Here is a 26,332-nt window from a genome sequence, read left to right on the forward strand (position 1 = left end):
ACCTGCTATTTTATTGATGTTGGCATGTTATGAGTCGTTTTTATCAAACGCATGCAAAACACTTGCACCACAACGGATGCACCACAATAGGAATACGTCCCCAATTTGACGCAACGTTTGCTTTTGTATTAGTTTGGTTATTTTTCTATCCCTTACACACCCTAGGTTTAGTCAATTACATCTTCTGGTATGGAAGTTGAAGGCACCAACTGATTAACGTTTACGCGCCATGGTTGTTATAAGTAATTGTAAAAAGACCGGAAATGAATTCCGTTAAAAATTCGTTTTCTGCGATAATAAAATCTAGGCTATCTCATTCGCGAAGAAATACAGTAGTACTGGTATTACAAAGGCAGTGCTATTAGAGTAGAAATACAGAAGCAGCGAATTAACAAAGCCCTGTGGTCCCAAAGTTACGACAAACAAAATTTGAAAAAGAAGTGAAAATGAAACGGTTAAATTCCCCAGTATGTTGATAGATAGTTACCAAAGACAGTTCCATTATTTGCGACTATCGATAACCGACGTCTGTAATTTCAAATGCGACTACTGTTTACCGGATGGATACGATTGCAGTAATCCGCGGGAATTTTTAACAATAGACGAAATAAAAAGGTTAGTAACGGCCTTTGCGGAGCTGGGTGTCAGTAAGGTAAGGATCACCGGTGGCGAGCCTTACTTGCGAAAAGATCTTGCTGAGATCATTCGCGTTGTAAAAAACGTCGACGGTGTTGATACCGTAGCGTTGACCACAAACGGCTACAATCTCGAAACCCAAATAGAAAAATGGGTCGATGCTGGATTAGATTCTCTAAACGTCAGTATTGATAGTTTAAAGTCAGACACCTTTAGACTCATAACAGGCAGTAATAAACACCAGTCCATTCTAAAAGGTATCGACAAAGCAATCTCGTTGGGCGTTAAAAATGTAAAAGTTAATGCCGTATTGCTTAAACAGTTTAATGAAAACGAATTAACCGACTTTTTGCAGTGGATAAAATTTAAACCCCTGAGCTTAAGATTAATTGAGCTGATGGAAACCGGTGACAATAAAACGTATTTTGCCAAGCAGCATGTCAATGGCGAGCAACTTAAGAACAAAATTGAAAATGATGGATGGTTACCAATTGTTAAATCTAAAGTTGCTGGCCCCGCGTTAGAATATTGTCATCCTGATTTTCAGGGTAAAATTGGTTTTATATTGCCATACAGCAAAGACTTTTGCGCAAGTTGCAATCGTCTTCGAGTTTCTTCGGTAGGTAATTTACATAAATGCTTATTTGCCGAAGAAGGCCTTAATTTTAGACATCTGTTGCAATCAAGCAGTCAATTGTCACAACTTAAAGTTTGGTTACAAACACAATTAGACGACAAAAAAGAAACGCATTTTTTACAAGACAATAAAACCGGTGCTACAAAACACCTCGCAATGTTAGGTGGCTAAGTCGCTCTTAAACCTCACTTTATTCGACTGAGCGTTGGCATTAATTTGCTGTTTTTATAGTGCTAACGTGCCGTTGAGTATGTATTGTCTTAATGCATATAAATCATTTGGTAAAATCAATATTGGAACCGTTTAATGTCTCATTCAGAATTTATTGGTGTTGTCATGTCAGGAGGCAAGTCTCAACGGATGGGGACCAATAAAGCCTTATTAGAGCGTCATGGTAAAACCATGGCGGACTTTACCGCAGAGTGTCTTACCACAGCTGGAGCTCGGCAGGTTTTGTATTCTGTCCCATTTGGCTTTGAAACAGTTGCCTCTAATCAAATCGCCGACATTACGTCATCGTTAGGCCCACTTGGTGGCATATTGTCGATCTTAGACTATGCAATCAATCAAGATATCAAAACCAACTTCCTATTTGTTCCTGTCGACTTACCTTTGCTCAAACCACAAACATTAACTCAATTGGCCCAGTACTCATTAATAAATGAAAATGCAGTGACATTTCATCGACAACCACTACCCGTTTTGATCCGGCCATCTTTAGACATACTTAAAACGTTAATTGAAATAACCGATACTCAGAAAAATTTATCTATGTTTCACTTTTTAGACAAAATAAATGCAGAAGCAATAAAATTAGAAGATGTTGACGTATTGTATAATTCCAACAGACCTGAAGAGTGGCAAGCGGCATTAGCAAAGTTAAAAAGCTAACCACGATTGTAACGTATATTTTAATACAAATTTTTAATACAAATTTTTAATACAAGGATTGCACAATTTACCTATTAGAGCGGTCTATCGTCACAAAGAAGAGCTTCTCGACAATCTACATATCAACCAAAAATTGCTTAATAACATCTTTGTAATTACGGCTTACTTTTACCTGATCATATTCTCCTAACTGCAGAAAAAACTCACCTTTAGTATGCGGTGTTACTTTTTAATATACGTTAAGTTTACTATAGTAGAGCGGTGTACTCGTTTAAATATTGTCGGATCTAATTCCTCTAGTAATTGTTTTAACGTACTGCGTTTTATGTGTGTAACACCACCAGCATGAAGACATACATAATCCCCGGCGGCGTCGACCCACTCTATCTCCGACTGTTTTAACAGGGTGATATCGCCTCGGTCTTTGATCAGGACTTTACGCTCTAGGTTAGGGTTATTTTTAGCGGCACGAGCTAAATCTTCTTCTGTCATCGAATCATCATCACGAAATGAATCAATAGCACTTATAATCCGATTTTTACCGTCTTTTTCTTCACTTAATATTCGTTCTTGCACTCGCATTACTGCCAGCTGTAAACGTTCTAAATCTAGCGGTTTTAATATGTAGTCAACGGCATGGACGTCGAAAGCATCAATAGCATATTGTTCGTAAGCGGTTGTGAATACAATAAGTGGCATAACGTCTGTTTGTAATTTTTTAATAACACCAAAACCATCTATTCCCGGCATCTGAATATCGAGAAAAACCAAATCTGGACTTTTTTCCATTATCACTTCGATGGCTTGGCGCCCATTTGAGCACTCGCCTATTATGTCGATATTGTCGATTTTGCTTAGCTTCGAACGCAGGATCTGCAGGGCTAACGGCTCGTCATCAACAATCAATGTAGTGATTTTTTTCATATGCTCTGTTCCATCTATGCCATTGGTTCATAGGGTATGGTTATTATTGTTGTAAGCCCACCAGACGATTTGGATTCGAGCTCAAATTTGTAGTTATTGTCGTAAATAACTTTTAATCGTTCGTCGATATTTCTTAATCCAACACCTCGGCTTTGCTTGAAGTCCACTTTACTCTTAGACGCCTGACGACCGACTTCTGGTCCAGCCCCAGTATCGCTCATTTCGAGGATCAGTTTATCGTTTTGAATGTAAGATTTTAAACTTATCGTACCGCCTTCTTCATTCTGAGCAATAACGTGTTTCATCGAATTTTCAATAATGGGCTGAATTAATAGGCTAGGTACCAAAGCCAATTTTGAGTTTTCACTCACATTGAAGTCGAGTTTTAAGCGCTCGCCAAAGCGTGTTTTTTCAATTTCCAAATACAATTTTAGCGCATTAAGCTCTTTGTCTAAAGGCAGTTTAGTGTCTGGGTTGTTATCTAATGAATAACGTAAGAACTTACTTAATTGCACCGTCATTTTTTGTGCTTGTTCTGATGCTTCAACTTCGATTAGGGAGTTTATTGCATTGAGCGTATTACATAAAAAGTGAGGGTTTAACTGATATCGCAACATCTTAATTTTGGCGTCTCGTGCAACACTTTGTGCGGTTAAACGCTTTAATTGCTCTTCACGAGCTTCGGCCTCTGCCCGTAACATAATTCGATGTTCTTCTTCGAGTAATTGATAATAACGCAATCCATGAAAAATACTTACCCAACATAAAAAGATAAAAATACTGCCAAAATACCAACCGCCAAAATCTCGCCAAACGCCACCTTCGTTCGTCATAAACATGTAGGTTTCAATTCGAATTGCGGTCCAAATGGCAGCCACGAGCATGATCCAAATAAAACCAACCGTTAACCTAATAGAGGCGGGTTTATTCCACACACTCATAAACACTTTGTACAAGGGAATCGAAACAATAAACCCAACAATACCTTGCAGCAAAGTATGGCCAACATAAATTAAATTGAGTTGTGCATACCAAAGCGTTAGCGTGAACAGACTGATAATACAAAGAAAAGCCCAAAAGCCTACCTGCATTACCCAAAATTGCGACATTCTTGTTTTTATCATAGCGCCATTACGTTTTAAAACAGTCGGTTAAACCTAGCACACCATGCATTACTTGCCTATGTTAACCCGTTTATTCACGGTCAATAGTTGTAAATTTTAGAACCACCAAAGAAACGACATTAACCTCAATAAATAGCATTACAATTAAAATCAGACAAAGTGGACATTTTTAACGGCCAGTGCGACCGCGATAACTTATTGAAGACAATGGTCATTTAACCCAAATTCAGCGGTCCAAAAACAACACAGACACCCACCTCAGTTTTCCCTGTCAAAGCCTGAAAAAAACAACGCAGAAAACAACGTAGACACCCACCTCAGTTTCACCTGCCCAAGCCTGAAAACAACGCAGACCCCCCGTTTTCCCTGTCAAAGCCTGATAAACAACGCAGACACCCACCCTAGTTTTCCCTGTCAAAGCCTGAAAAACAACGTAGACACCCACCTCAGTTTCACCTGCCCAAGCCTGAAAAACAACGCAGACACCCACCTCAGTTTCACCTGCCCAAGCCTGAAAAACAACGTAGACACCCACCTCAGTTTCACCTGCCCAAGCCTGGAAAACAACGAAGACACCCACCCCTGTTTTCCCTGTCAAAGCCTGAAAAACAACGCAGACACCCACCCTAGTTTCACCTGCCCAAGCCTGAAAAACAACGTAGACACCCACCTCAGTTTCACCTGCCCAAGCCTGAGAAACAACGCAGACACCCACCCTAGTTTTCCCTGTCAAAGCCTAAAGAAAAACAACGTAGACACCCCCCCAGTTTTCCCCTGTCAAAGCCAGAAAAGTAATGTCATTTACTTAGAACAAAACGTAAAAAGGCCGCTACAACAACTGCAGCGGCCTTTAGCGTTACAACTTAGACAACATTAAAAGCTGTATCTAGCACCAACTACGTAACGTGTACCGTATTGTCGAGCGTATAAAAATTGCTCTTCGTATCGGCCAAAACCTTGTTCGGTTTCATTGTTCAAGTTTACGCCATCAAAGAATACCGTAAACTGCTCAGTTACGTCATAATTCACGCTGATATCCCATTGGCCAAATTCTTTTGCAAATTGTGGTGGAACATCTGACGAACCTTGAGATTGGCCTTGACCAATCAAGTACTCATCGCGCCATGAATATGTAGTTTTAACCGACAAACCGTCTTTTTCATAAAACAGTTGGAAGTTAGCTGAGTTACTTAATCCTAGTAACACGGCTTGGATTTCAAGTAATTCAGGATCATATTCAACGTCACCGTCAACAAATGTCGAGTTGAACGCAAAACCATAGCCTGATTCACCAAATACGTGCTGTACCGCAAATTCCAAACCATATACAGAACGTTCGTCCACGTTTTCAGGTGAACTGATTGTCCACGTTACTAATGGATCGGTTGCTGGATCTGGTTCGATTACGCCATCTAGGTTGCCATTGTTATTGGCTAACATCTGCTGAAATATTGCACTGTCAGTCGCTTGTTCGCCACGTGCTTCTATTTGGCCTACCGCGGCATTCCAGCGGTCACCTAAATAGATGTCGTGAATACCATCAATCGTGATCTCGACTTGTGAGTTATCAATCCATTTATCCACTTCTTTAGCAAATAGGCCAAGAGACAAATAATTTGCTTCGTCGTAATAATATTCGAATGACACATCTACGTTGGTTGATTGGTATGGTTCTAAGTTAGGGTTACCTCTGCCACCGGTGCGCGCACCAATTTTAGGAGCTACCCGAGACCGAAAACGAACCTAATAAATTGCCTAAACCAGGGCGTGTAATGGTTTTACCCATCGACATACGACCGACCAACTCATCAGTTAAATCAACTTTGATGTCTAACATAGGTAAAATAAGGTCATATTCACCGGTGTAGGTAACTTCTTCTAATTCTGGTTTAAAGTCAGTTATCCACTCAGACGCCGCAACCCAATTTACCTGCAATGGAATTTGGCTTTCTGAAGGACTAACCACTTCGGTTTTTCATAACGAATACCAGCATTTAGTTGGACAGGGAAATCTCCAACTTCAAGATCCCATTCTGTCTGCAAATAAAAGCTTGTTGTTGTTTCTTCAACTAACGATTGTGGAACAGATCCACTGTAATAGGCATCTGGTACATAAGCATTCGCCCCTAACACATCTTCAGTCAACACCGCGGTTTGTCTCGCAACAGCTTCGTCGAAGTCATATGTGTAATAATATCCTGGATTTAAATCACTACCACCACCATCAAACTGATCTAGGAAATCGCCTGTGTCGTGTCTCACAAACATATCGTCTGGTAACATTTCAACAAAACTAGGATCAAACCCTGATCCACCGCGCAGTCCACTCCAAGCAGACGAACCGCTCATGGTTTGTGTGGTGCTTGAAACGCCTGCTTTAACATACGCTAGAGATGAGTTATATGGGTTAGCCTCAGGTTGAGTGCAATTGAAATTGCTGCACAGTAGACTCACTCTGGATTATGTAAAAATTGACTAAAGTTAGAGTCAATTTCACTCGGCAATATTTCATTTGTACCGTTTTTCCACAGTATATTTACGCTTGGGATTTCACCTTCACGATAATCATAAATTTTAGATGCTAATTGGTCCGAACCCAAAATAACCTGACCCGAGTTACCACTGCCTTTATCTGCACCATTATCTATTTCGGTGATTGAGTCGTGGTAATCAATCTCGATATGCAAATCGTCTGTTAGTTGCCAATCAAAGTTAATGCCTAATGAACTCGACTTTACTTCGGTGGTATCTTTGCTCGCGCTAAATGAACCGTCGTCACCGCTAATATCAGCGTAAATCGCCGTCCCGTTGCTATCAAGCTCATAACTGTTGATATTGGCACCAAAGTTGTTCCAAATACCCCAACCAATAGATTCGGTCGCGGTTACAGCATTGGTTGCTGTGTAGTCGGTTGTAATGACTAAGTCGTCATTGACTGCATATTGCAGCGTAAGTTGACCATTCGTGCGGGCGCGACGAACGTCGGCAATGCCGTAGTTCATGTCTTTGGCAAAATAGTGATTACCAATCCGATTACCTTCACTGTCCATAGGACGAGGGTCAATAACCTTGTCATCGTCTAGCGTTGGAAGTCCAACGTTGGCCTGCCAACCTTGAATGTTGGCTTCTTGTTTTTGAAAGTCACGTCGATGGTGCGAAACAGACAAGGAAACACCAAAGGTTTCGTCTAAAAACGTATTGCTGTAGATGCCACCAAATTCTGGCGTAATATCATCTCCAGCCACGTTTGAAGAGTCGTAAATACCTTTACCCATCAAGCTAAATTTCTCGCCTGGTGATTGTAAAGGTTTAACCGTAACAATATTAACGGTTGCCCCTAAACCACCGGTAGGCACTTCTGCCCGAGCCGTTTTTTGAACTTCTAGTGCACTAACACCTTCTGACGACAAGTTTTCAAAGCTAAACGAACGGGTAAAACCGGTACCCGGCATTTGTCTGCCATTAAGCGTGATTAAGTTAAACTCAGGGCCAAAACCACGAACCGTGATCTGACTTCCTTCGCCATTTGACCGACTAATAGATACGCCAGTAATACGGCCTAAGGATTCAGCTAGGTTCGTATCCGGAAATTTACCCATTTCTTCGGCAGAAATTGCATCAACAACCCCTGAACTGTCTCGCTTTAGATCCATTGATCGAATTAAGCTACCTCGGATCCCTTTGACCTGAATGACTTCAATTTCGTCGTCGGCTATTTTGTCATCTTCGGCTGCAAAACTTGGAAGCACAACAGCTGTACCAAGGATAATGGCCAATGACGACGCCAATTTGTTCTTTTTAAAGTTAAGTGATTTCATAACTTCTCTTCTAATAATTTGTTTACTGAACAACTAAAACTCATTTGGTTGAAAACATTGATAAATAGTTTTAGTTCACTTTTATTAAGGGCAAGCTCACTCACCCTTATTTCCATGTAAATCCCAGCTATTGCTGAACCATGACGCTGACATTATCCAACTGCACTTGGCCAACGGCCGCGCCCATGTCGAAAAATACGCGACTGGTATCATCACCAAAGCCGGTCGTAGTAATCGTATACGTGTAAGTTGTCCAGTCTGGCGTTAGCGTTAACGTTTCAACGACATTAGTCCAAGGTTCATGATCCAAACCAAGCCCTGCCATTATTTCTCTGGAGTCGTCTGATCGCGCGTCAAATTTCAATAAATACGTCGTACCTTAGCACCAAGGTCATGGACTGCTTTAAGCTAACGTCCCAAGGGTTACCAGCTGCGGCGATATCAGCACTGAAGATGCCACCACCAACACTTGCCGCCATACCATCTGTTCCGCCCCAACCCGTTGCTGAGTCAAAACCACCATTTATTAATAATTCGCCACCTGCAGTACCACCGGCGCCGCCACCGCTTCCTGTGCCACTACCGTCATCAACAATTTTCACGCTAATGTTGTCCAATTGAACCTCGCCCGTCGCGGCGCCTAAGTCAAAGAACACTCGGCTTGCATCATCGCCAAAACCGGTCGTGGTTATCGTCAACGTGTACGTTGTCCAATCTGGCGTTAGGGTCAACGTTTCAACAACATTGGTCCAAGGATCATGGTCTAAACCAAGTCCAGCCATTATTTCTCTAGAATCAGCAGAACGTGCATCAAAGGTCAATGTGTAAGTGGTATCCGGAACCAAGGTCATGTTTTGCTTTAAGCTCACATCCCATGGGTTTCCAGCCGCGGCGATATTGGCACTGAATATTCCATTACTAATGCTTGCTGCCATTCCGTCAGTCCCGCCCCAACTTGCTGCAGAGTCAAAACCACCATTGGCGACGATCTCTTCGCCTGGAGTTGTTACGACAGTACCGCCACCATTTCCTGAGCCCTCACCGACAAGTTGAACACTGACGTTATCAAGTTGAACTTCTCCTACGGCTGCCCCAAGGTCAAACAACACGCGACTATTGTCATCACCAAATCCAACGGTTGTGATAGTGACCATATAAGTTGTCCACTCATTAGTCAGCGTCACTGTTTCGACAACATTGGTCCAAGGATCATGGTCAAGACCAAGTCCGGCGATAATGTCGCGAGCATCGTCTGACCGTGCATCAAACTTCAAGACATAAGTGCGGTCGGCAATTAAAGTCATATTTTGCTTTAAACTCACGTCCCATGGATTTCCAGCGACTGCAACATCCGCAGTAAATATACCGTTAGATATGCTGTCCACCATTCCGTCGGTACCGCCCCAATTTGCAGAACTGTCGAACATGCCATTGAGGATAAGCTCCTCTCCATTGCCTTTTTGCTCTGAAATATCATTTGAAATGTCATCATCAGACGGGATACCAAAATAAATATTGTCTATTCGGTAAACTGCGCCGGTACCATTACCCCAACTTGGGAAGATCATAACAATATCAATCGCGGTCAAATCTAAACCGGCAGACGCTAATTCTATTAGTGGAAAAGTATATGCTTGCCATTCACCAAGTACTGGTGTTTCGCCTTGTTTGCTTGTTGTCAGCTCAACTTCTGCAGCAGTGTTCCCACCGGCACTTTCTAACTTTAATAACCAGCTTGTTTCGCCATTGTCTGGCATAGTGACCACTTTCATGTCGAAACGTAAAACACCTTCGTTGATATAATCATCAACATCTGCGACGCCTCCGGTATCTCGACCAAAAAATCCTACGACAGTGCCACCATCACTACCTTCACCTATGGTAAATTCAACAACACTGCCATGCTCAGCATCATCTTCGGCTTCAACTTGAGGTAAAAATGCACAGCAGTCCCATAATCTCCAAGCACTGTTTACTGCGTCTTGGTAAAGAGTATATGCACGGTCATAAACGGTATTATCTGGTCCTTTCACGTCACCTGTGCCGCCATCAACCGGGCCAGAACTATGTATCTTAAAGTTATCTAAACGAAATATTGCGCCATCGCCTTGTCCCCATAAGCAGGAAAAACCAACACAACGTCAATTGCAGAGACATCAAATCCATCTTCAACAAGTGGACCTAGAGGAAGTTTGTAGTGAACCCATTCATTTAGAATGGGACTATCTGTTAAACGAATTTCGTCGGCTGTACCGCCTAATGCCGTTCCGCCATTTGATTCAATTTTTAAGTACCAAGGCGCGTTAGGATTTGATGGTGGGGACATTAACTTTAAATCAAACTCGATTACGCCAGATTGTGAAAGTGAACTGCCGTCAAAAGGATAACCAGAACCACCTTGATCAGACCGTACATTAAATCCAACAACAGCTGCTCCCGTTATGTGAAACTCAGCGACATTGCCATGTTCATCATCATCTTGCACCACCATTGGTACAGCGTCACTCTCACCATCAGCAACCCTAGAATCCCACATTGGCCAGTTTTGATTTACGTCGTCTTCAAATAACGTTAATTTTGCGCCTTCAAACGCCGCACCTATGCTCACGTTATCGATTTGAAATTCACCAAGAGCGTTTAAAAATTTTATCGCAGTAATTGCTGACGTATCTAACCCTAAAGCTCGAAATGAACCAATATCGAACATAACATGTTGCCACTCACCCGAGACGAGCGATACACCATCAATATTAGACGATAAAAGCACTTCACCAGCAGTAACCGTTGTTTCCTGTGTAGTGCCGTCGGTTTTAGTCGATTCTATTTTAATTGTCCAATCGAGAGATGCGTCCTGCGGGACACTTACCACCTTGACATCAAATTCGATTTTTGCGTCATCTGGTAACAAAGTGCCGTCATATGCGATACCCGAAAAACCAAACTCGGTTGTTAATGATGCATTGCTAAATAACGCAACTTCGCCATAGTTTTCATCATTTGAATCGACTATCGACGCAGAATCACCCACTAAATTCCAACTTGAATCACTGTCTTCAAACAAGTCTACGCCAACCGGTACAGGCAAAATTGGCGGAATAGGTACAGGAGCGGCACCACGAATAAAGGTATTATTGTAATAATCTGAATTGATTGTCGCACAGCCTTTACCCGTAACCGGATCTTTGGAACATTGATAAACCCGCACATAATCCACCAGCAACGCATTGCCATTTGCAAACGCAGAATGAGACACACCATTAGCTAACGTGCCTTTGTCATCGCCAACCTGATAGTCGAACGCTTGATTGACATTGCCAGCCCAATCACCACCGACGGCATTGTTTAAAATGATGAAGAAGTTTTGGTCAAATGGTGCTGGACCATACATGATGTCTTTATCTACAGAGTTTTGATCTACGGTATACCAACCTTTAGTACTTAACCCGTTCGCCTCATTATCTATCGCACGGTAAGTCACCTCAGAATCACGTTGATAGCCAAATAAAACATCGTCCACATACCAGCGAATTTCGCCTTCTTCCCACTCAACGGCATAGGTATAAAATTGGCTTTCAGGACCTTGGTTAGTTGGCAAAGCATATTCATTACCCGAATAGTCATGGTTGCCAGAAAGAGGGCCGTAATGCAGTGTGCCATGCACATGAGAATCAATTTCTCCATCTGCGCGCAGTTCACCTATATTGACCCATTCAATAATGTCTATTTCGCCAGAATGTGGCCAACCGCCATAAACACTGTCGGTAGGCATCATCCAACCTGCAGCAAACGTCCCTTGCCCTTCAGGTGATTTAGCTCTTATCTCAATACGGCCATATTTAAAGTCGCCCTTTCCCTTGGTGACGATTCTTGAAGAAGTATACGGTTTCGTTAAACCCGACCCCGGTGTTGTAGGCTTGGCAACGATGTTTAGAATACCCTCTTGTAAAAATAAATTTTCAGGAGAGTCGGTATAACATTGCGCTTCATTGTTACCGCCGCCACTACAATTGATCTCAAACGACCACTTTGACATGTCTAAGCTAGCGCCATCAAACTCGTCGCTCCATACCAACTCCCAGTCAGAACTCGGCGTTCTTAAGTCCGGTGGGGTGAAATCAGATTCTGTTTTAATGGTATCTCCGCAGCCGACTATGGCTCCAGATAAGGCAAGTCCGACTGTAAGCAAACGCCATCTTGCATATTGTGTAACCCTGTTGAGTTTCATTACTTATCTCCAATGTGAATTTATTGGGTACTCGAATTATTATTATTGTTTTTACTCCCGAGCTGAGAGTTAAAACGTATCGTTACCAAATGTATATTTCGCTAGGGTAATTTTTAACACAGCAGTTTGATGCGCTATTAAAATAATCGCCAAGACGGGACGTTAGAAAGATAAAGCGGACAAATCACCGTTTTTGCCCTTTGGCCGTAAAGTCATTCCTGCTAAATCCTCTCCTATTTTAAGTCAGAGAACATAAAGAAGAGCAGGCGTTTATGCTCACCTATTTATAGTTTCAAATTTATCGGTATTCCACCTAGTCGCAAAATTTGCACCGCCCTGTCGCGTTTCGATTGTCGTAATGGATTAAATAACCAACAGTGGATTCAGCCGAATTGGCAAATAATAAAAAAGAACGACTATTTGGTCGTACGATAATGGGGTTAACATGAATTCAAATTACACTAAATTTAATAAATCGCTGGTTTTTGGCGCAATGGTTATGGCACTGAGTGCTTGTAGTTCTGATGATGACGAAGAAGTTGTCGTAACAGACCCAGTCAATGCTGCACCGGCGATTTCAAGTACAGCTCAAACGTCAGGTTCAGCCGGCGATGCATACACTTACACCGTTACTGCAACAGATGCCGACGGCGACACGTTAACGTATGCCGCAACAACATTACCAAGCTGGCTAAGTTTTGATACAGCAACCGCGACACTCAGCGGTACACCTACGGCAACCGACAATGGTGATCACGACGTTACTATTACGGTTAGCGACGGCACAGATACAACAACATCTTCATTTACGATTTCAGTTACAGTTCCAAATACTGCCCCTATGGTCACAAGTACCTCAATGACAGCAGCAACTGAAAATACCGCTTATAGCTACACATTAACCGGTTCTGACGCCGATGGTGATACATTAACCCTTAGTGCCACGACTATTCCTAGTTGGCTATCATTTGACGCAGATAGCGGCGTATTAAGTGGCACACCTGCTCAAGCAGACGTTGGTGATCATAGTGTAGTCTTAACTATATCTGACGGTACCGACGCTATTACTGACACCTTTACGATATCCGTAGCTGCGGCGAGCGTAGTCGACCTCACACCGACAACTGGCGCCTTAAGTATTTTTGATGAAAGTACGCAAACGGGTTGGTTCGCTTGGGACGACTCTGGTACATACCCACCAGTAGTAAGTGCCGATGACGCTGATCACGGCTAAGTGCCATTGAATTTAAAATTACAGGTAGCACGGTAGTAGGCTTCACAACGAGAGAAGCTCACGGTGCGACAAATGGCGTAATCCACAACGCAAGTAGCATTACAGATGACGGTACCTTGTCTTTTGACCTTAAAATGACGCAGGCACCTACCGCAGGAACCGTTTCTTGGTTTGTTAAACTAGAAACATCAGATCCAAGCACAGCTGTAGAAGTTAATATTTCCACTAGCCAAGAAGGTCACGTAACACCGGTATTAGATGTTTGGCAGACGTATACGTTTAATCTTAAAAGTTTAGCTGACAACGGACTCGACATGTCAAAAGTTGATATCGTATTGGTATTCCCACAATGGGGCCAAGGCGATGGCGCAATGTTCAAGTTAGATAACGTGGCATTTAATGCAGACGGCGCGATTTCAAACAGCAATGGCAATGGCGCAACCACAACGACTGCATTAGGTATCGACTTTGAAGGCTCACAACTGACTTGGGAATCGTTTGACACAGCCAATATCATGTTTGAAAGCAATCCAAACACAACGGGGATCAATGCCTCTGCCACTGCTGGTCTGTTTAACGTTGCTCAAGGCGATGGCGAGTGGATCGGAGCGCGAACTGAGGGCATCGATAATTTTGCGCTAAGTGATTCAAACTGTTTGGTAACTATGGATGTTTACAAAGATACCTTAAGTCCAGTTGACGTTAAATTTGAAAAATTCAATGGTGATGGTTGGGGTTCTCATGGCTCAGTTTCGGCTACCAATACCGTTGTTAATCAGTGGGAAAAACTCTCGTTTAATTTCTGCAGTATGATTGGTTTACCTGAAAATAATGATATCGGTGCGTTTGTCGTGTTCCCAGACAGAACCGGTAGTCGGGCTCAAGCGACCGTAAACTACGTCGATAATATTACATTCAGTTCAGGCTCAGGCACAGTAATAACAACGGGTCCTACTGCGGGCGCACCGGTGCCAATGGCATCAGCATCTGACGTAATTTCAATATTTAGTGATTCATACACCAACGTTGACGGTGTCAATGTAAATCCAGATTGGGGTCAAGCGACTGCCACAAGTATTGTTGATGTCGACGGTAATAATACCGTCAAAATGGAAAACCTAAACTACCAAGGTATTGAGTTCTCGAACCAAGATGTATCTTCTAAAATGAGTCTACATATTGACTACTGGACAGCTGATGCGGACGCATTTGAGTTATTCTTAATTAGCCTAGGCGCAGAAGTAAATTATACTGTAACGACAACTAAAGACGGTTGGCAAAGTCTAGACATTCCGCTGAGTACCTACTCTTCTGTTGTCGACTTAACAAATGCATTCCAATTTAAGTTTGACGCACAAAATACCGGTGGCGGTACAATTTATGTCGACAACTTGTACTTCTCATCTGCCGATGGTTCTGTTACCCCTCCGGTTGCAACCGGTCCAACTGAAGCGGCACCAACACCAACAGCACTTGATGCCGATGTAATCTCAATATTTAGCGATGCATTTACCAATATCGATGGCGTAAATGTAAACCCAGATTGGGGCCAATCAACGGCTACCTCAATTGTAAGTATTGAGGGTAACAATACGGTTAAAATGGATGGTTTAACGTACCAAGGAATTGAATTTCCTAATAAAGATGTTTCAGGTAAAACGACCTTACACATCGATTATTGGACTGCCGATGCAACAGCATTCGAATTGTTCCTAATCAGCCCTAGGGCAGAAACGAATCACACCATCACCACGACTCAAGGCGGTTGGCAGAGTGTTGAGATCCCACTTAGTGATTTCTCTTCAGTCGTTGACTTAACAAATGCATTTCAATTTAAGTTTGATGCGCAAAACACTGGCAATGGTACGATCTTCATTGACAACCTGTACTTTTATTAAGTACATAAATTGTCCTTAGTGTAACCCTTAAAAAACGCCTTTAAACTTCGGTTTAAGGGCGTTTTCATTTGTCCCGATCTGGCCTTCAACACGCGACTCTAAATCTAAAATCAATTTCCCTTATTATTTCTATTGCCATAACTTCATTCCGATAGTAGATAAGTCAGTTGGCTGACACTACTTCACTGGTCAGCCCAAAAGTACGGTACAATTCATCTGTTAATTTCCGCCTTTGATCATTCAATTTTGGTCGACTAACCTTATGGCTTACTGTAGCTTAGTTCAAACCGTTGAAGCTCACGCTTTAGTCTGCAATATCAACAAATAACGGGAACGATGAGCAACACTTCACTTTCAATGTTTTACATAATACGTTTATTTTAAAATCAAATTTCAGGGCAATCATGAGAAAACTAAAGCTACAAATGCAAATGACCTTAGATGGCTTTGTTGCCGGCACCAACGGTGAAATGGATTGGATGGTATGGGACTGGGATGACGAGCTAAAACAAGCGGTTGCAGACTTAACAGCGTCGGTAGATACTATTTTGCTCGGTAAAAATTTGGCTCAGGGATTTATCCCTCACTGGACTAAAGTGGCGGATGATAAAAACCACCCTGAACATTCCGCAGGTCAAAAGTTTGTTAATACCCATAAAATTGTTGTAAGTAAAACATTAACGAAGTCTGACTGGCCGAACACTACACTCGCCAATGGCGATTTGGTTCAAGAAATAAACAAATTAAAACAACAAGAAGGTCAGGATATTATTGTTTATGGCGGCGGAGCGTTTGTAGCGTCATTAATTACCAATGAACTTATCGACGAGTTTAATCTTTTTATTAACCCCGCAATCAATGGCAAAGGTATTGCCATTTTTAGTGAATGTCAGCAGCCGCAAAACTCAAACTCGAACACTCAAAAGCATACCCGTGCGGCATTGTCGCGGTTCGATATACCTTGGACAGATCAGTGCCTGACACAAGTTCAGAATAAAGTTAAAGTTAGACCTAGACCAAATTTAAAGCGCCGCACACATAATCGAGATGTCCGTACACGGGCTTATTTATTGTCTGTTTTAGAAGGCTTTAACAAGTAAGTGCTTCAGTGGTATTTCAAATAAAAAACCAACCTAACTAGGTTGGTTTTTGGAATCTAAGCACTACCCGTTACCCCCAACTTTCAATTAATGTGATGGAGATACCGCTTGCAAATGGTTAAACAAATATCAAAGGCTCTTTAAAAATGCCAGCACGGCAGACTTTTCGTCTTCGGATAGTTGCTCATACTGTTCTTTAGAGGCCTCACTTTCACCACCATGCCACAAAATGGCTTCTTCTAATGTACGAGCTCTGCCATCGTGCAAATAACTGTGTACCGGCGTACAGACTTCATTTCCTTGACCACCAATAAGATTAACAACTCCGCCGGTGACACAGGCAGATAATCCTATTCCCCAAAGTGGGGTTGTACGCCACTCCGCACCAGACGCGAGTCCTTCGCCCAAATTGTCCGCAAGTCCGGGTCCCATATCATGCAACAGCATGTCGCTATAAGGGTGGATTGTTTGGCCAGCCAACTCAACCAGTGGGTGATATTCTACAGTGGTGAAAGTCGGAGTATGGCAATCGGCACACCCGATTTGACTAAACAAAGCCTTACCATTAATCACATTTGTTTGGTCGATATCGCGCTGCGCTCGAACCCCTAATAACGAAATATATTTTACAAGGTTGTCTAGGTGTTCATCGTCTAAAGTCGCAGAACCTTTATCACATTGATGTTTAGCGTTTTGTTCTGAACCACAGTCGAGCACAGGTAATACCGTGGTTTTTACCCCTATGTCGGTATTTAGTGCGGCCGCAACTTGATGCTTAACACTCGATGTCGCAGCCTTCCAACCAAATCGACCTAATCGCGTGTCGCCAGTTATCGGATCTATTACTTTTTGCGCTCTACCTGATATCCCAAACGGTGCAACTTTGTCGTCAACATCTTCAAGTGCAATGATGGCTTGCTCTCCAATTGCTTCTAATAAACCGAGTCCAATCAAAGGTGGGGCAATACGAGCAGAAAATTTATCCGGGCGAACGCCAGTAAACTGGTATTGCGGTTGACGAAGACCGTCTTCTTCTAACCAATTGGCGATAACCACTTGTCCTTCTGAATCAAAGTCAGCCAAAGTATCTGGTTGTAAAACATTGCCTAATGTCGGGTGCGTTTCGCCATCGGCAGTCGCCACTTTAAAAACCCACTTCGTCAACGACTCGCCAATTTCAGCTGGTGCTGCACTGGCCATTTCGTTCATGACAGCTTGCGCAACTATGATTCACCATCCTTGTATTTGATAAGTCTTTAAGCGCATTGAACGTGCCATTGGCAGGGTCTTCATCATGGGAACCGTCAACAAATGAGGTGTGGTGCACTCGACGCCCTAAGACAAATGGTTGGCCATTAACCGATGACAAATTTGTTGCCATCTGCATATAGTGATCGTTCGGTTCATTGGTATATTGATACGGCAACGTGGTTTTGCCCCCAACCAAGCTGCCTATAGTCGATTGGATGGGAATTTTCGCGCTCAGAGCTTTTATCATCAAAGTCCCCGACCGTTTTCCACGGCACCATGCCGCCCGTTCCAACTTGATATAAATAGGTCGTGCCATAATAGTTTGTTCGTCCTTCAGGTACGCCATCTAAAAACTGACTCACCTCAATCTCCATATATTGGCCAACGGCTAATGACTCACGACTACCATGTAAATTACGATATTCATTAATTTCTAAAGAATATTTATATTGGTCGCCCTCATCACTTATTTTTTCCATTTCGTTGTCATAAGTGCCTTTACCGTGTTCAACAACATCTGGTTCATAATTGCCATGATATTGCGCAACGGTATTCATACCCGAGTACCAAGCGCGAAATTCGAGTGCCTGTAACTTCCACTCTGATACCCATTCCACTAAGATTTTATTACCGCCTGAGGCAACATTATCGGTAAATTTAAAACGCGCGGTACGGTGTGTCCAATAATGCGATAAATAGTGGTCGTATTGCTGGAACTGATCTTCTTTGGCGTGTCTGTCACGTCCACGGTCTGCTAATTTAGTAATAACTTTGTCTTCAAAAACGTAATGGATTGCGGGTTCTTGCACTGTTCCCACATTGTATAACGCTGTTAGGTCGCCCACTTGCCCGACGGAAACACTATGCCAGCCTAGGACATCGTCTCCTTTCTTATCTGATTCAGCTTGGTCGCCAATGTAAAAATACAAAGGTTTGCCTTCAAATGTCACTTGCTGTGTTGCGTCGTTACGTGTGATCAATCCTAGTCCAGCTACCCCATTTGCTGCATTATCTTCAGCCAATAATGGCGGCCAATTAACCGCACATTGGTCGTTACACTGACTTGTTGATTGACCAATGTCTGCATCAAACACATAAAGAGTGTAATTCGGTTTACTTGAGTCCTGACCACCCACTAACAATAAACTGGCTTCAGCGACTTCGAGTAATGGTGAAACTAGCTCGCACCCGTGGTAGTCCACTTGGGTATCGGCTTCTGTATCAGCACACTGGTCATAATTATCAAATATGCCATCGGCATCACTATCAGGACACCCATCTTTATTGACACTCATATTCGCTGGAGTTGTCGGACATAGGTCGCCACTGTCTTTAATGCCATCGGCATCGGTATCAATAATCGAGTCCACTTTTAGCCAATTAAGGTTGAAATTTGCCCCCGTCACCGTTAATACAAGACTAAATTCACCGCCTTCTGCAATTTGAAACCCACCAACAATATGATCTTCAAATGTTTGCCAACCGCCGGTTGGGCTAACTTGGTCAGTCCCTATGAGTTGATTATTGATGGTGACGGAAAAGGCACCACCACCGACTTCTGATGCCACTCGGCTTTGCAGTTCATAATCGCCCTTTGGTAATGAAATGGAATACGACAACGTTTCGCCAACTTGGGTCCAGCCAATGTTGTAACCCCCTCCGGAATCATTTGTGGCTTCAATATCGACACCGTCTGTATTTAAAGCACCGCCTTCATTTATCGAGTCAGAATCGGTAAACGCAACATAATCTTCTGCTTCGATGGTATAAGGTAGCTCAATCTCAATTTGTCCTTCCTCATCGCCAGAGTCGTCGTCCGTTTTATCGTCATCTTCATTCGTTTCACCGCCGTCGGTTTCGCCTTCATCCGTTTCACCGTCAGTAGAATTGCCATCATCCGTTGAATTGTCATCCTCGATAGGATTTTCAATATCGGTGGGCTTGTCTGACTCGGTTTCACTGCATCCTAGTAATATTGATAAAGTTGAAAGTAATACAAACCAAACGAGCGCGTTTGCTGATCGATTATTTATTTTTATTATTTTTGACATGAAAATATCCATTTAAAAAAGCGCATCTACCGGGAAAATAGATGCGCTTAGTTGTGGGAACTCTATTAATGCTCGCAACTGATGTTGAAACTAATGATGTTGAAATCAATGATGTTCAAACCAACATTGTGATGCGATTACATGTTTCCACAGTACTGCTTGAATTTTCATCGACAAGTGAAAAGCGATGAAAAGGGCATAGGGCTACGACCAAGTGGTCTGGCAAAAGAACAGCCACCATCTGCCACTTCACCATGGAAAAACAGCTGTTCCAGTATGAAGCACACACAAATTCCACATCAACTTGCCATGAGTCCGCTTTAACTTGTTTGGCTAGTACAATTATCGGTTCAACCTAATATTATTTATTCCGATGCATCCGGCCGTATAGAAATCAGTTAAAGCTCATCACTGACGGCATATCGGAATATTGAATTCTCAGTGGCTTACTGTTTGTTGTTATAACTATTTAATTTCGATTAATTTCAATAACCATGCAATTTTTGCAGTTATTCTTTTGTAATTAAATAGTAAGTACAGTGAGTCAAACCAATTGCCTCACTAATATTAATGCCTCGTTCAGGGCTTTATTAATGTTTTGGTTCATTATTTTCATTGTGGCGGAGTAAGTGTAAATGCCTTCAACATTTTTAAACGACAATATCCTTCAACGTGCAAATTCGTTGCTGGCTAGTATGTCTCTTGCCCAGAAAATAGGTCAAATGACCCAAGTTGAACGAAGTACCTGTGGTGTTGATGATGTCAAAAAATACCATATTGGATCAGTTTTAAGTGCTGCGGGTTCTTACCCCGGTGACAATTCCCAACAAGCTTGGCTCGATATGGTAGACGAATATTGGCGCGCCTCTATTTCGCAGCAGCCAAATAACTCGGGGATCCCGATTTTATACGGTGTTGACGCAATCCATGGCCACGGAAACTTTAAAGGCGCTACCATTTTTCCACATCAAATTGGCCTTGGTGCAACACAATCGCCAGAACTTATCGCTCAAATTTGCCGCGCAACCGCGTTAGAACTTAAAGCAACTGGTGTAAATTGGGTGTTTGGCCCTAATCTCGCTATAGCAAAAGATACGCGCTGGGGCCGAACTTACGAAAGTTTTTCAGACCAAACACAATACGTAACAAGTCTAACCGAGTCCTTGGTGATTGGTTATCAAACACAAAACATCGACCAACCTGAAGCTGTAATTGCCTGTGCAAAACACTTTGTCGGTGATGGTGGTACTATGTTTGGGGTTGACCAAGGTGACACTCGGTTAACCGAATATGAATTACATGAGCAACACATTGCGCCTTATTATGCCGCTGTGGACGCCAACGTTTTAACGATTATGGCGTCGTTTAGCAGTTGGAATGGCGTGAAGTGCCACGCAAATCACGAATTACTAACGCGTTTATTAAAGCTTAAAATGGGCTTTGATGGTTTTATTTTATCCGATATGGAGGGCATCGACTTTTTAAGTGAAGACTTTTATCAAGCCGTTGCACAGGGCGTGAACTCTGGCATAGATATGTTTATGATGCCTCAAAACTGGTCACTGTTTATTGAATATATGCACCACCACATTGAGTTTGGATCCATTTCAATGACTCGAATAGACGATGCTGTACGGCGCATTCTTTCGGTTAAAATTGCAGCGGGTCTATTTGACGCGCCAATGCCGTCAGATAATCGTTTGGTAAAACAAAATGTTATAGGTTGCAAACAGCACCGGGACTTAGCAAGACGTGCCGTACAACAATCTCTGATAAAAATAAAAGGGGAAGACGATGTTCTGCCCATCAACCCTGCATCACGTATTTTAGTAGCCGGCAAAAATGCGCATAACATTGGACATCAATGTGGCGGATTTACCATAAACTGGCAAGGGTTTAGCGGAAACAAAGAGTTAGACAATGCCACCAGTATTTGGCAAGGGATCCAAGCGATTTCACCAAATGCGCAGATCACGTTTGAGCCCCTTGCCGACGCTGCCGATCCGTTAGAACACGACTTAGCCATTGTGGTTATTGGCGAAAAACCCTACGCCGAAGGACTTGGCGACATTAGAGACGAGCAGCATGCTGTTGGTGATTATGTATCTAATATTGAGGGTAAATTTAACGTCATAAAACCTTATGGCGAAACGATCACATTGGCCGAACTGCACCCTGAAGATATTGCTGTTATCAAAGCGATAAAAGCCAAAGGGATCCCGGTTATTACCATTTTAATTTCGGGACGCCCTCTCAATGTGGATCAAGAACTCGCATTATCAGACGGCTTTATCGTTGGGTGGCTGCCGGGTTCAGAGGGCCAAGGGGTTGCAGATGTCATCTTTGGTAAAGTGCCATTTAGCGGTGTACTTAATTTTAGCTGGCCGACTCAACTCAATGATAGTTGGCCCTGTCCCGAGCTACATATCAGTGCCGCCCAGAACGCCAGTGGCACAAGCAAACAACAATTGCGAGTTTAGTCGTTCGTAAAATTAAAACTAAGGGGCCACGGGCAATTTGGTCGCAAATTTGAGTCTTATTATCGTAATTAAATTAGTGATCAGAACCATAGACTCCAACATAACCCCGCCAATACTGCCTACGATAACATTATTGACAATCCAGCATACAGCGCCTGTCATAAAGGCCAAACGCATTTTTATTCCCTGCAAAAAGAAGATAGCAAACGTACCACAACAAGCCGCAATTATTGGCAAAACATCCACTGCGCTTTCAACCATTGGCACACCCCACAGAATATTAAGCGCTAGAAAAATCCACCCCAAATATTTGCCATGAAACTTAATGGAAATAACCGTTCGAATAAAACTGATGCCATTAGCAATAGCGCCGTTTGTCGAGCCTAATAAATAAAAATGTAAGGTCTGACACAAAAACAAACAGCCCAAACTGAACTTTAATTTTTGGTCGTTTTTTGCGAGAAAGTATAGGTCCCAATGACAAAGCTCAATAAGCCGAAGAGCTGAGCGATATCAATAATATCTGCACCAAACATGTGGGATCCAACAAAGAATAGAAAGGCGTAATGGTAACGTAAGAGGAATATAAGGTCACCCGCTGTTCAGGCATATGCTATGGCATAACGAACAACGACGTGACCCTTAAAGGAGACTAGCCAAATATAGCGCGGAAAAGTTTAATAGCTTGGTCTACAGACTTTCCGTTTTTCACTTCATGAACTAACGAATCTCGTTTGCCGTGAAGGTACTCAGGAATGTCGTCTTCAGCCAAACGTCTGTCAACTAATGACTCAGCACTTTCTTTACTGCGACGACGAGGTGCGCCCCCGGCAGCCACTTTACTCATGCGAGCTTCAATTTTAAGTTTTAACTTAACGTAGTTTGATTGCTCTGCGATATTATCGTCAGCAAACAAATACATATCTGTTAATACAGCACGGGCGTTCCAAATTTGTTTTTCAAGTTCATCTTCTGGCTCTGCTTGACGCCACCATGAAGCATTGTGAACCGTCTCTACAAGATCTTGCCAGTAGCCATCAAAGTCAAAACCATTAAATTTAGAAACAGCCAAACCTTGGCAATATACGTCAATCTTAGGTGCGGTTAACACAACAAATTGATCTGGACGACGCATACCTAGCAAACGAGTTGCTGGAACCAATGGCGCTTTTTCGCCATTGGCTTTATCTTCAGTGTACGAATGAAAAATTGCACTGTAGCTTGCCACAAACTTGTCGAAATCAGCTTTTGTTACAGGTCCTTCAAGTGGAATAAATTCCAATGCTTGATCAAATTTTTCAGTTTGCTCACTTAACAACAACTGGAATGTTTTAGCGCCTTTAGTCGCGCCAAACCATTCAACGTCAAATTGATAAACACTAGGATCGTGATCCTGTGTATGTTTACCAAGAATGGTTAATAAGTCTAAGCTAGTTAATTCACCAAGGGGCTTTCCAGCCAATGGTTTTACAAAATCAAGTAAACGCAGTTTTTCGGCTAATACGTCTGCATTTTGCTTTTTAATAAATTCAGCAAATACAGGCCATGACGCGATTCGTAACATCTTGATGCGACCGATGCTAATGCCTTTAATTAACAAGTCCTGCATTTTTTAAGGGGAACAAGTTGTGCAGGCTCCATCAAATCGTAGTTGATGCCATCACGACATAAACGATACAATTCTTCGCACCACGCCAAAAAGTTTTCAGGTCGATCTTCAACTTTAACTGCCATTAGGTTGAGGCTAAGCTCAGCGGCATATTTTAATATGTTTTGATATAGAGTGTTTTCGGCTTCCGAAAGACCCATTTGGACTGGAGATGAGAGCAATTTTCGCATTAAATACTTCGCGCCTATGTAACGATAATTTGAACAAATGACCCAGTATCATACGCAAAAACCGACTAATTTGACAGTGATAAAAATGAACCTACCAACGGGCCCATGTTTCTATTACTGCGAAAACGATGAAATTGAATGGTAATTTTCAATATTTAGCTGCTAATTTACGTCAAATAACGTCACTTGTTATACGGCCCTTCACCTTTACGTGAACGTTAACGACAGCCAAAGACTGCCGATAACGTTAATTTTATTTATAAAATGAAGGATCAGGCGTGCCTTTAAAACAGCTCATGACATAGGGATAACCATCGGTAACAAAATAACCGTAAACTCCGTCGACTGTCATCCCATTACATTCGTCTAAATCCCCTGCCCCGCTGTATATTCATAATCATCACGATAAGTACCATCATAGGTGCCACTAAGAGCTACTGGCATCGCTTGGACGACTGCCCGCTTTGAGTTTAAAGCTCGACTGCGCTTTACGAATAACGCCGTTGTCGTCAAAGTAGCTCCCGAATATTGGATATCCATCGGCTGCAAACCCAATCACCGGCGATACCACAGTGTCGTCGCCATCCCAGAATAAGGCATTAGGGTTACCATGATAATGGTAGCTGCCGTCCGGCTGAGTATGCGCGTTATGACTGTCGACGCGGAATCCGTTGGGGATATATACCGGGTCAAAACGCCATGGGGTCGACATGTCATTACAACCAATTTTTTCGTTACCAACGTTGTAGCAAGCTGCGGCAATTAAGTCGACCTTAACGCCGTTTAACATTAACGCATTATCCATCATCAGCGTTAGGTCGGTTATCGTAGCCGCGTGGCTCGGCGATGTTGTTATCTCAAACGTTTCGTCCTGAGCACTGACCTGATTTGGAAAAGCATTGACGCCATCGTTAAAGTCGTGATTTGGGATCATGTTAGTGGCAAACAGGCACTTGTCCCCTACAACTGATATCTCTAAATCGCCATTAAAAACAGTTGAGTTATTTACGTCTAAAACAGTCGATTCGTAACTTTCAACATAGTCGACGCAGTTGCCACTGCGGGAGATGAGGATCATATCAGTAATGTCGATGGGACCTGCAGATTGTTCTCCCCGTATTACAGCCGCGTATTGTGCCAATTCAGTAACTATCGACGCATATTGGCTATCGTTTATTAGATCATTGTTCTCATCTAAGTCGTTAACAACATGAAATAAAGATTGCGTTCCATCGGCTAATTCAACCAGTTTGTATTCATCATTTCTAACCGCCCAACCAGTCACATTATCGCTTTCATACTCGGTATAATTGTAGCTGCGAAGACCTGCGTCCTCCGAGGTAAACAACTCTGATACGCTATAGCTATTTTGATACTGAATCACATCGCCTTTAACAACACTGCTTATGGTTGCAAACAGATCGGTTGAGTTGACTAAAGCTGCTTCGCGGACATTTTGTCTTGTCACGCCTTTACCAGAAGCCACCATAGGGACACGAACGCCCCTTCACCTAGCGACCCTTTATTGTTCGAGCGACTAAATACCGAATTGTCGAGTACTTTGGCACTTGTGCCATTATCACCAATGAAAATCACCAATGTATTGTCTAAATCAGCTTGCGACATTGAGTTGAGCAATCGGCCAATTTCACTGTCCATTGCTTCAATTGCGGCTAAAAAATATTCCCGTGGTTTTGCATTAATATCATTATCGGTGCCGGTTAATGTTGTACGTTGATGTAAATCGCTAGGCGGTAAATGCAGCGGCGTATGGGGTGCTGAATACGCCAACTAAGGTAAACCAAGGCGTATTATTGCCATTTTGCTGGGCAATCCAATCAATCGCTAGGTCGGTAATTTGCGTCGTATGGTATAGCGACGATTGCGTAGTTTCGCCATTTTCGGTTAAAGACCAATTATAATAATCGGTTAAATTACTAATATTGCCCGCAAAATGATCTACACCACTGTCATTCGGATGAGTTTCATCTGGGTTACCACCACCTAAATGCCACTTACCAAAAACCGCAGTTTGATACACTGAGCCGCCGGAAAGCGTCTTAATATACGACTGTAATGTTGTAGAACTGGAGTCCAATTTTGCCGGTACGTATGTTATGCCACTGTTAACACCATGTTGCCCGGTGATAATTGAGCCGCGAGTGGTCGTGCAAGCCGGTGTTGCCCAAACATTTTCAAAAACGATCCCAGATTGCGCAAGCGA

Annotated in this window: 20 protein-coding genes and 3 pseudogenes; 7 read left to right on the forward strand and 16 right to left on the reverse strand. The window is 42.7% G+C overall.

Annotation, left to right across the window (positions count from 1 at the left end):
* The first annotated feature begins 469 nt into the window (after positions 1 to 469).
* Both moaA and mobA read left to right on the forward strand, forming a co-directional pair.
* Positions 470 to 1,444, forward strand: a complete 975-nt coding sequence (gene moaA / locus PN838_RS07585; protein ID WP_272180235.1) for a GTP 3',8-cyclase MoaA — start codon at positions 470 to 472, stop codon at positions 1,442 to 1,444.
* 135 nt (positions 1,445 to 1,579) lie between these two features.
* Positions 1,580 to 2,164 carry a molybdenum cofactor guanylyltransferase gene (gene mobA, locus PN838_RS07590; protein ID WP_272180236.1) on the forward strand — a complete coding sequence of 195 codons (585 nt, stop codon included), beginning with the start codon at positions 1,580 to 1,582 and terminating at the stop codon, positions 2,162 to 2,164.
* A 115-nt stretch (positions 2,165 to 2,279) separates the two neighbouring features.
* Here the strand turns inward: mobA and PN838_RS07595 are convergent.
* From PN838_RS07595 to PN838_RS07625, 7 genes and pseudogenes are all read right to left on the reverse strand, one after another.
* Positions 2,280 to 3,088, reverse strand: a pseudogene (locus PN838_RS07595) (LytR/AlgR family response regulator transcription factor).
* A 14-nt stretch (positions 3,089 to 3,102) separates the two neighbouring features.
* Positions 3,103 to 4,212 carry a sensor histidine kinase gene (locus tag PN838_RS07600; protein WP_215963794.1) on the reverse strand — a complete coding sequence of 370 codons (1,110 nt, stop codon included), beginning with the start codon at positions 4,210 to 4,212 and terminating at the stop codon, positions 3,103 to 3,105.
* A gap of 271 nt (positions 4,213 to 4,483) precedes the next feature.
* Positions 4,484 to 4,927, reverse strand: coding sequence for a hypothetical protein (locus PN838_RS07605; protein ID WP_272180237.1), 444 nt, complete (start codon positions 4,925 to 4,927; stop codon positions 4,484 to 4,486).
* A gap of 158 nt (positions 4,928 to 5,085) precedes the next feature.
* A pseudogene (locus PN838_RS07610) lies at positions 5,086 to 8,030 on the reverse strand (TonB-dependent receptor).
* Between the two features lie 127 nt (positions 8,031 to 8,157).
* Positions 8,158 to 8,355, reverse strand: coding sequence for a hypothetical protein (locus PN838_RS07615; protein ID WP_272180238.1), 198 nt, complete (start codon positions 8,353 to 8,355; stop codon positions 8,158 to 8,160).
* A gap of 28 nt (positions 8,356 to 8,383) precedes the next feature.
* On the reverse strand, positions 8,384 to 10,063 hold the full coding sequence (locus PN838_RS07620) for a carbohydrate binding domain-containing protein (RefSeq protein ID WP_272180239.1): 1,680 nt from the start codon (positions 10,061 to 10,063) through the stop codon (positions 8,384 to 8,386).
* Positions 10,064 to 10,113: 50 nt separating this feature from the next.
* Positions 10,114 to 12,255 (reverse strand): glycoside hydrolase family 16 protein, encoded by a 2,142-nt coding sequence (locus PN838_RS07625; RefSeq protein ID WP_272180240.1) that lies wholly within the window; start codon positions 12,253 to 12,255, stop codon positions 10,114 to 10,116.
* Positions 12,256 to 12,700: 445 nt separating this feature from the next.
* On the opposite strand from PN838_RS07625, the gene PN838_RS07630 reads away from it, so the two are divergent.
* The 3 genes from PN838_RS07630 (at position 12,701) to PN838_RS07640 (ending at position 16,487) form a co-directional block, all read left to right on the forward strand.
* Positions 12,701 to 13,489 carry a putative Ig domain-containing protein gene (locus tag PN838_RS07630; RefSeq protein ID WP_272180241.1) on the forward strand — a complete coding sequence of 263 codons (789 nt, stop codon included), beginning with the start codon at positions 12,701 to 12,703 and terminating at the stop codon, positions 13,487 to 13,489.
* Between the two features lie 116 nt (positions 13,490 to 13,605).
* On the forward strand, positions 13,606 to 15,387 hold the full coding sequence (locus tag PN838_RS07635) for a CIA30 family protein (protein ID WP_272180242.1): 1,782 nt from the start codon (positions 13,606 to 13,608) through the stop codon (positions 15,385 to 15,387).
* Between the two features lie 404 nt (positions 15,388 to 15,791).
* On the forward strand, positions 15,792 to 16,487 hold the full coding sequence (locus tag PN838_RS07640; protein WP_272180243.1) for a dihydrofolate reductase family protein: 696 nt from the start codon (positions 15,792 to 15,794) through the stop codon (positions 16,485 to 16,487).
* 129 nt (positions 16,488 to 16,616) lie between these two features.
* Here PN838_RS07640 and PN838_RS07645 read toward each other — a convergent pair whose 3' ends face one another.
* Genes PN838_RS07645 through PN838_RS07655 form a run of 3 tightly spaced genes read right to left on the reverse strand, consistent with a single transcriptional unit; the run spans position 16,617 to position 19,789 of the window.
* On the reverse strand, positions 16,617 to 17,696 hold the full coding sequence (locus PN838_RS07645) for a di-heme oxidoredictase family protein (protein WP_272180244.1): 1,080 nt from the start codon (positions 17,694 to 17,696) through the stop codon (positions 16,617 to 16,619).
* Positions 17,665 to 17,913 carry a di-heme oxidoredictase family protein gene (locus tag PN838_RS07650; protein ID WP_272180245.1) on the reverse strand — a complete coding sequence of 83 codons (249 nt, stop codon included), beginning with the start codon at positions 17,911 to 17,913 and terminating at the stop codon, positions 17,665 to 17,667. Before PN838_RS07650 ends, PN838_RS07645 begins: the two co-directional genes overlap by 32 nt.
* Entirely contained in the window at positions 17,891 to 19,789 is a 1,899-nt protein-coding gene (locus PN838_RS07655; protein WP_272180246.1) for a carbohydrate-binding protein, read from the reverse strand. Before PN838_RS07655 ends, PN838_RS07650 begins: the two co-directional genes overlap by 23 nt.
* A gap of 41 nt (positions 19,790 to 19,830) precedes the next feature.
* Here PN838_RS07655 and PN838_RS07660 point away from each other — a divergent pair, with 41 nt between their 5' ends.
* Complete coding sequence (locus PN838_RS07660) at positions 19,831 to 19,980, forward strand: hypothetical protein (RefSeq protein ID WP_272180247.1); 150 nt, start codon at positions 19,831 to 19,833, stop codon at positions 19,978 to 19,980.
* A gap of 444 nt (positions 19,981 to 20,424) precedes the next feature.
* Positions 20,425 to 22,269: a glycoside hydrolase family 3 protein gene (locus tag PN838_RS07665; protein WP_272180248.1), complete on the forward strand. Its 1,845-nt coding sequence runs from the start codon at positions 20,425 to 20,427 to the stop codon at positions 22,267 to 22,269.
* 18 nt (positions 22,270 to 22,287) lie between these two features.
* Here the strand turns inward: PN838_RS07665 and PN838_RS07670 are convergent, their stop codons facing one another.
* The 6 genes and pseudogenes from PN838_RS07670 to PN838_RS07695 form a co-directional block, all read right to left on the reverse strand.
* Entirely contained in the window at positions 22,288 to 22,683 is a 396-nt protein-coding gene (locus tag PN838_RS07670) for a YgjV family protein (RefSeq protein ID WP_272180249.1), read from the reverse strand.
* A gap of 238 nt (positions 22,684 to 22,921) precedes the next feature.
* The gene (locus PN838_RS07675; RefSeq protein ID WP_272180250.1) at positions 22,922 to 23,878 is read right to left on the reverse strand and encodes a hypothetical protein; all 957 of its coding nucleotides are present in this window, start codon (positions 23,876 to 23,878) and stop codon (positions 22,922 to 22,924) included.
* On the reverse strand, positions 23,863 to 24,108 hold the full coding sequence (locus PN838_RS07680; protein ID WP_272180251.1) for a hypothetical protein: 246 nt from the start codon (positions 24,106 to 24,108) through the stop codon (positions 23,863 to 23,865). Before PN838_RS07680 ends, PN838_RS07675 begins: the two co-directional genes overlap by 16 nt.
* Positions 24,109 to 24,361: 253 nt before the next feature.
* Positions 24,362 to 25,597: pseudogene (locus tag PN838_RS26205) on the reverse strand (YHYH protein).
* The gene (locus PN838_RS07690; protein ID WP_272180252.1) at positions 25,573 to 25,899 is read right to left on the reverse strand and encodes a sulfatase-like hydrolase/transferase; all 327 of its coding nucleotides are present in this window, start codon (positions 25,897 to 25,899) and stop codon (positions 25,573 to 25,575) included. Before PN838_RS07690 ends, PN838_RS26205 begins: the two are co-directional and overlap by 25 nt.
* Positions 25,856 to 26,314 carry a sulfatase-like hydrolase/transferase gene (locus tag PN838_RS07695; RefSeq protein WP_272182532.1) on the reverse strand — a complete coding sequence of 153 codons (459 nt, stop codon included), beginning with the start codon at positions 26,312 to 26,314 and terminating at the stop codon, positions 25,856 to 25,858. The genes PN838_RS07690 and PN838_RS07695 overlap by 44 nt, the downstream gene beginning before the upstream one ends.
* Between the last annotated feature and the right edge of the window lie 18 nt (positions 26,315 to 26,332).

This window comes from Psychrosphaera algicola (assembly GCF_028401425.1).
Taxonomy (GTDB): domain Bacteria; phylum Pseudomonadota; class Gammaproteobacteria; order Enterobacterales; family Alteromonadaceae; genus Psychrosphaera; species Psychrosphaera algicola.

Excerpts from the sequence above, each read along its gene's own strand:
- moaA (WP_272180235.1), top strand. The coding sequence starts at position 470 with ATGTTGATAGATAGTTACCAAAGACAGTTCCATTATTTGCGACTATCG.
- mobA (WP_272180236.1), top strand. The coding sequence starts at position 1,580 with ATGTCTCATTCAGAATTTATTGGTGTTGTCATGTCAGGAGGCAAGTCT.
- PN838_RS07600 (WP_215963794.1), bottom strand. The coding sequence starts at position 4,212 with ATGATAAAAACAAGAATGTCGCAATTTTGGGTAATGCAGGTAGGCTTT.
- PN838_RS07615 (WP_272180238.1), bottom strand. The coding sequence starts at position 8,355 with ATGGCAGGGCTTGGTTTGGATCATGAACCTTGGACTAATGTCGTTGAA.
- PN838_RS07625 (WP_272180240.1), bottom strand. The coding sequence starts at position 12,255 with ATGAAACTCAACAGGGTTACACAATATGCAAGATGGCGTTTGCTTACA.
- PN838_RS07630 (WP_272180241.1), top strand. The coding sequence starts at position 12,701 with ATGAATTCAAATTACACTAAATTTAATAAATCGCTGGTTTTTGGCGCA.
- PN838_RS07640 (WP_272180243.1), top strand. The coding sequence starts at position 15,792 with ATGAGAAAACTAAAGCTACAAATGCAAATGACCTTAGATGGCTTTGTT.
- PN838_RS07645 (WP_272180244.1), bottom strand. The coding sequence starts at position 17,696 with ATGAACGAAATGGCCAGTGCAGCACCAGCTGAAATTGGCGAGTCGTTG.
- PN838_RS07655 (WP_272180246.1), bottom strand. The coding sequence starts at position 19,789 with ATGTCAAAAATAATAAAAATAAATAATCGATCAGCAAACGCGCTCGTT.
- PN838_RS07660 (WP_272180247.1), top strand. The coding sequence starts at position 19,831 with ATGCGCTTAGTTGTGGGAACTCTATTAATGCTCGCAACTGATGTTGAA.
- PN838_RS07665 (WP_272180248.1), top strand. The coding sequence starts at position 20,425 with ATGCCTTCAACATTTTTAAACGACAATATCCTTCAACGTGCAAATTCG.
- PN838_RS07675 (WP_272180250.1), bottom strand. The coding sequence starts at position 23,878 with ATGCAGGACTTGTTAATTAAAGGCATTAGCATCGGTCGCATCAAGATG.
- PN838_RS07680 (WP_272180251.1), bottom strand. The coding sequence starts at position 24,108 with ATGCGAAAATTGCTCTCATCTCCAGTCCAAATGGGTCTTTCGGAAGCC.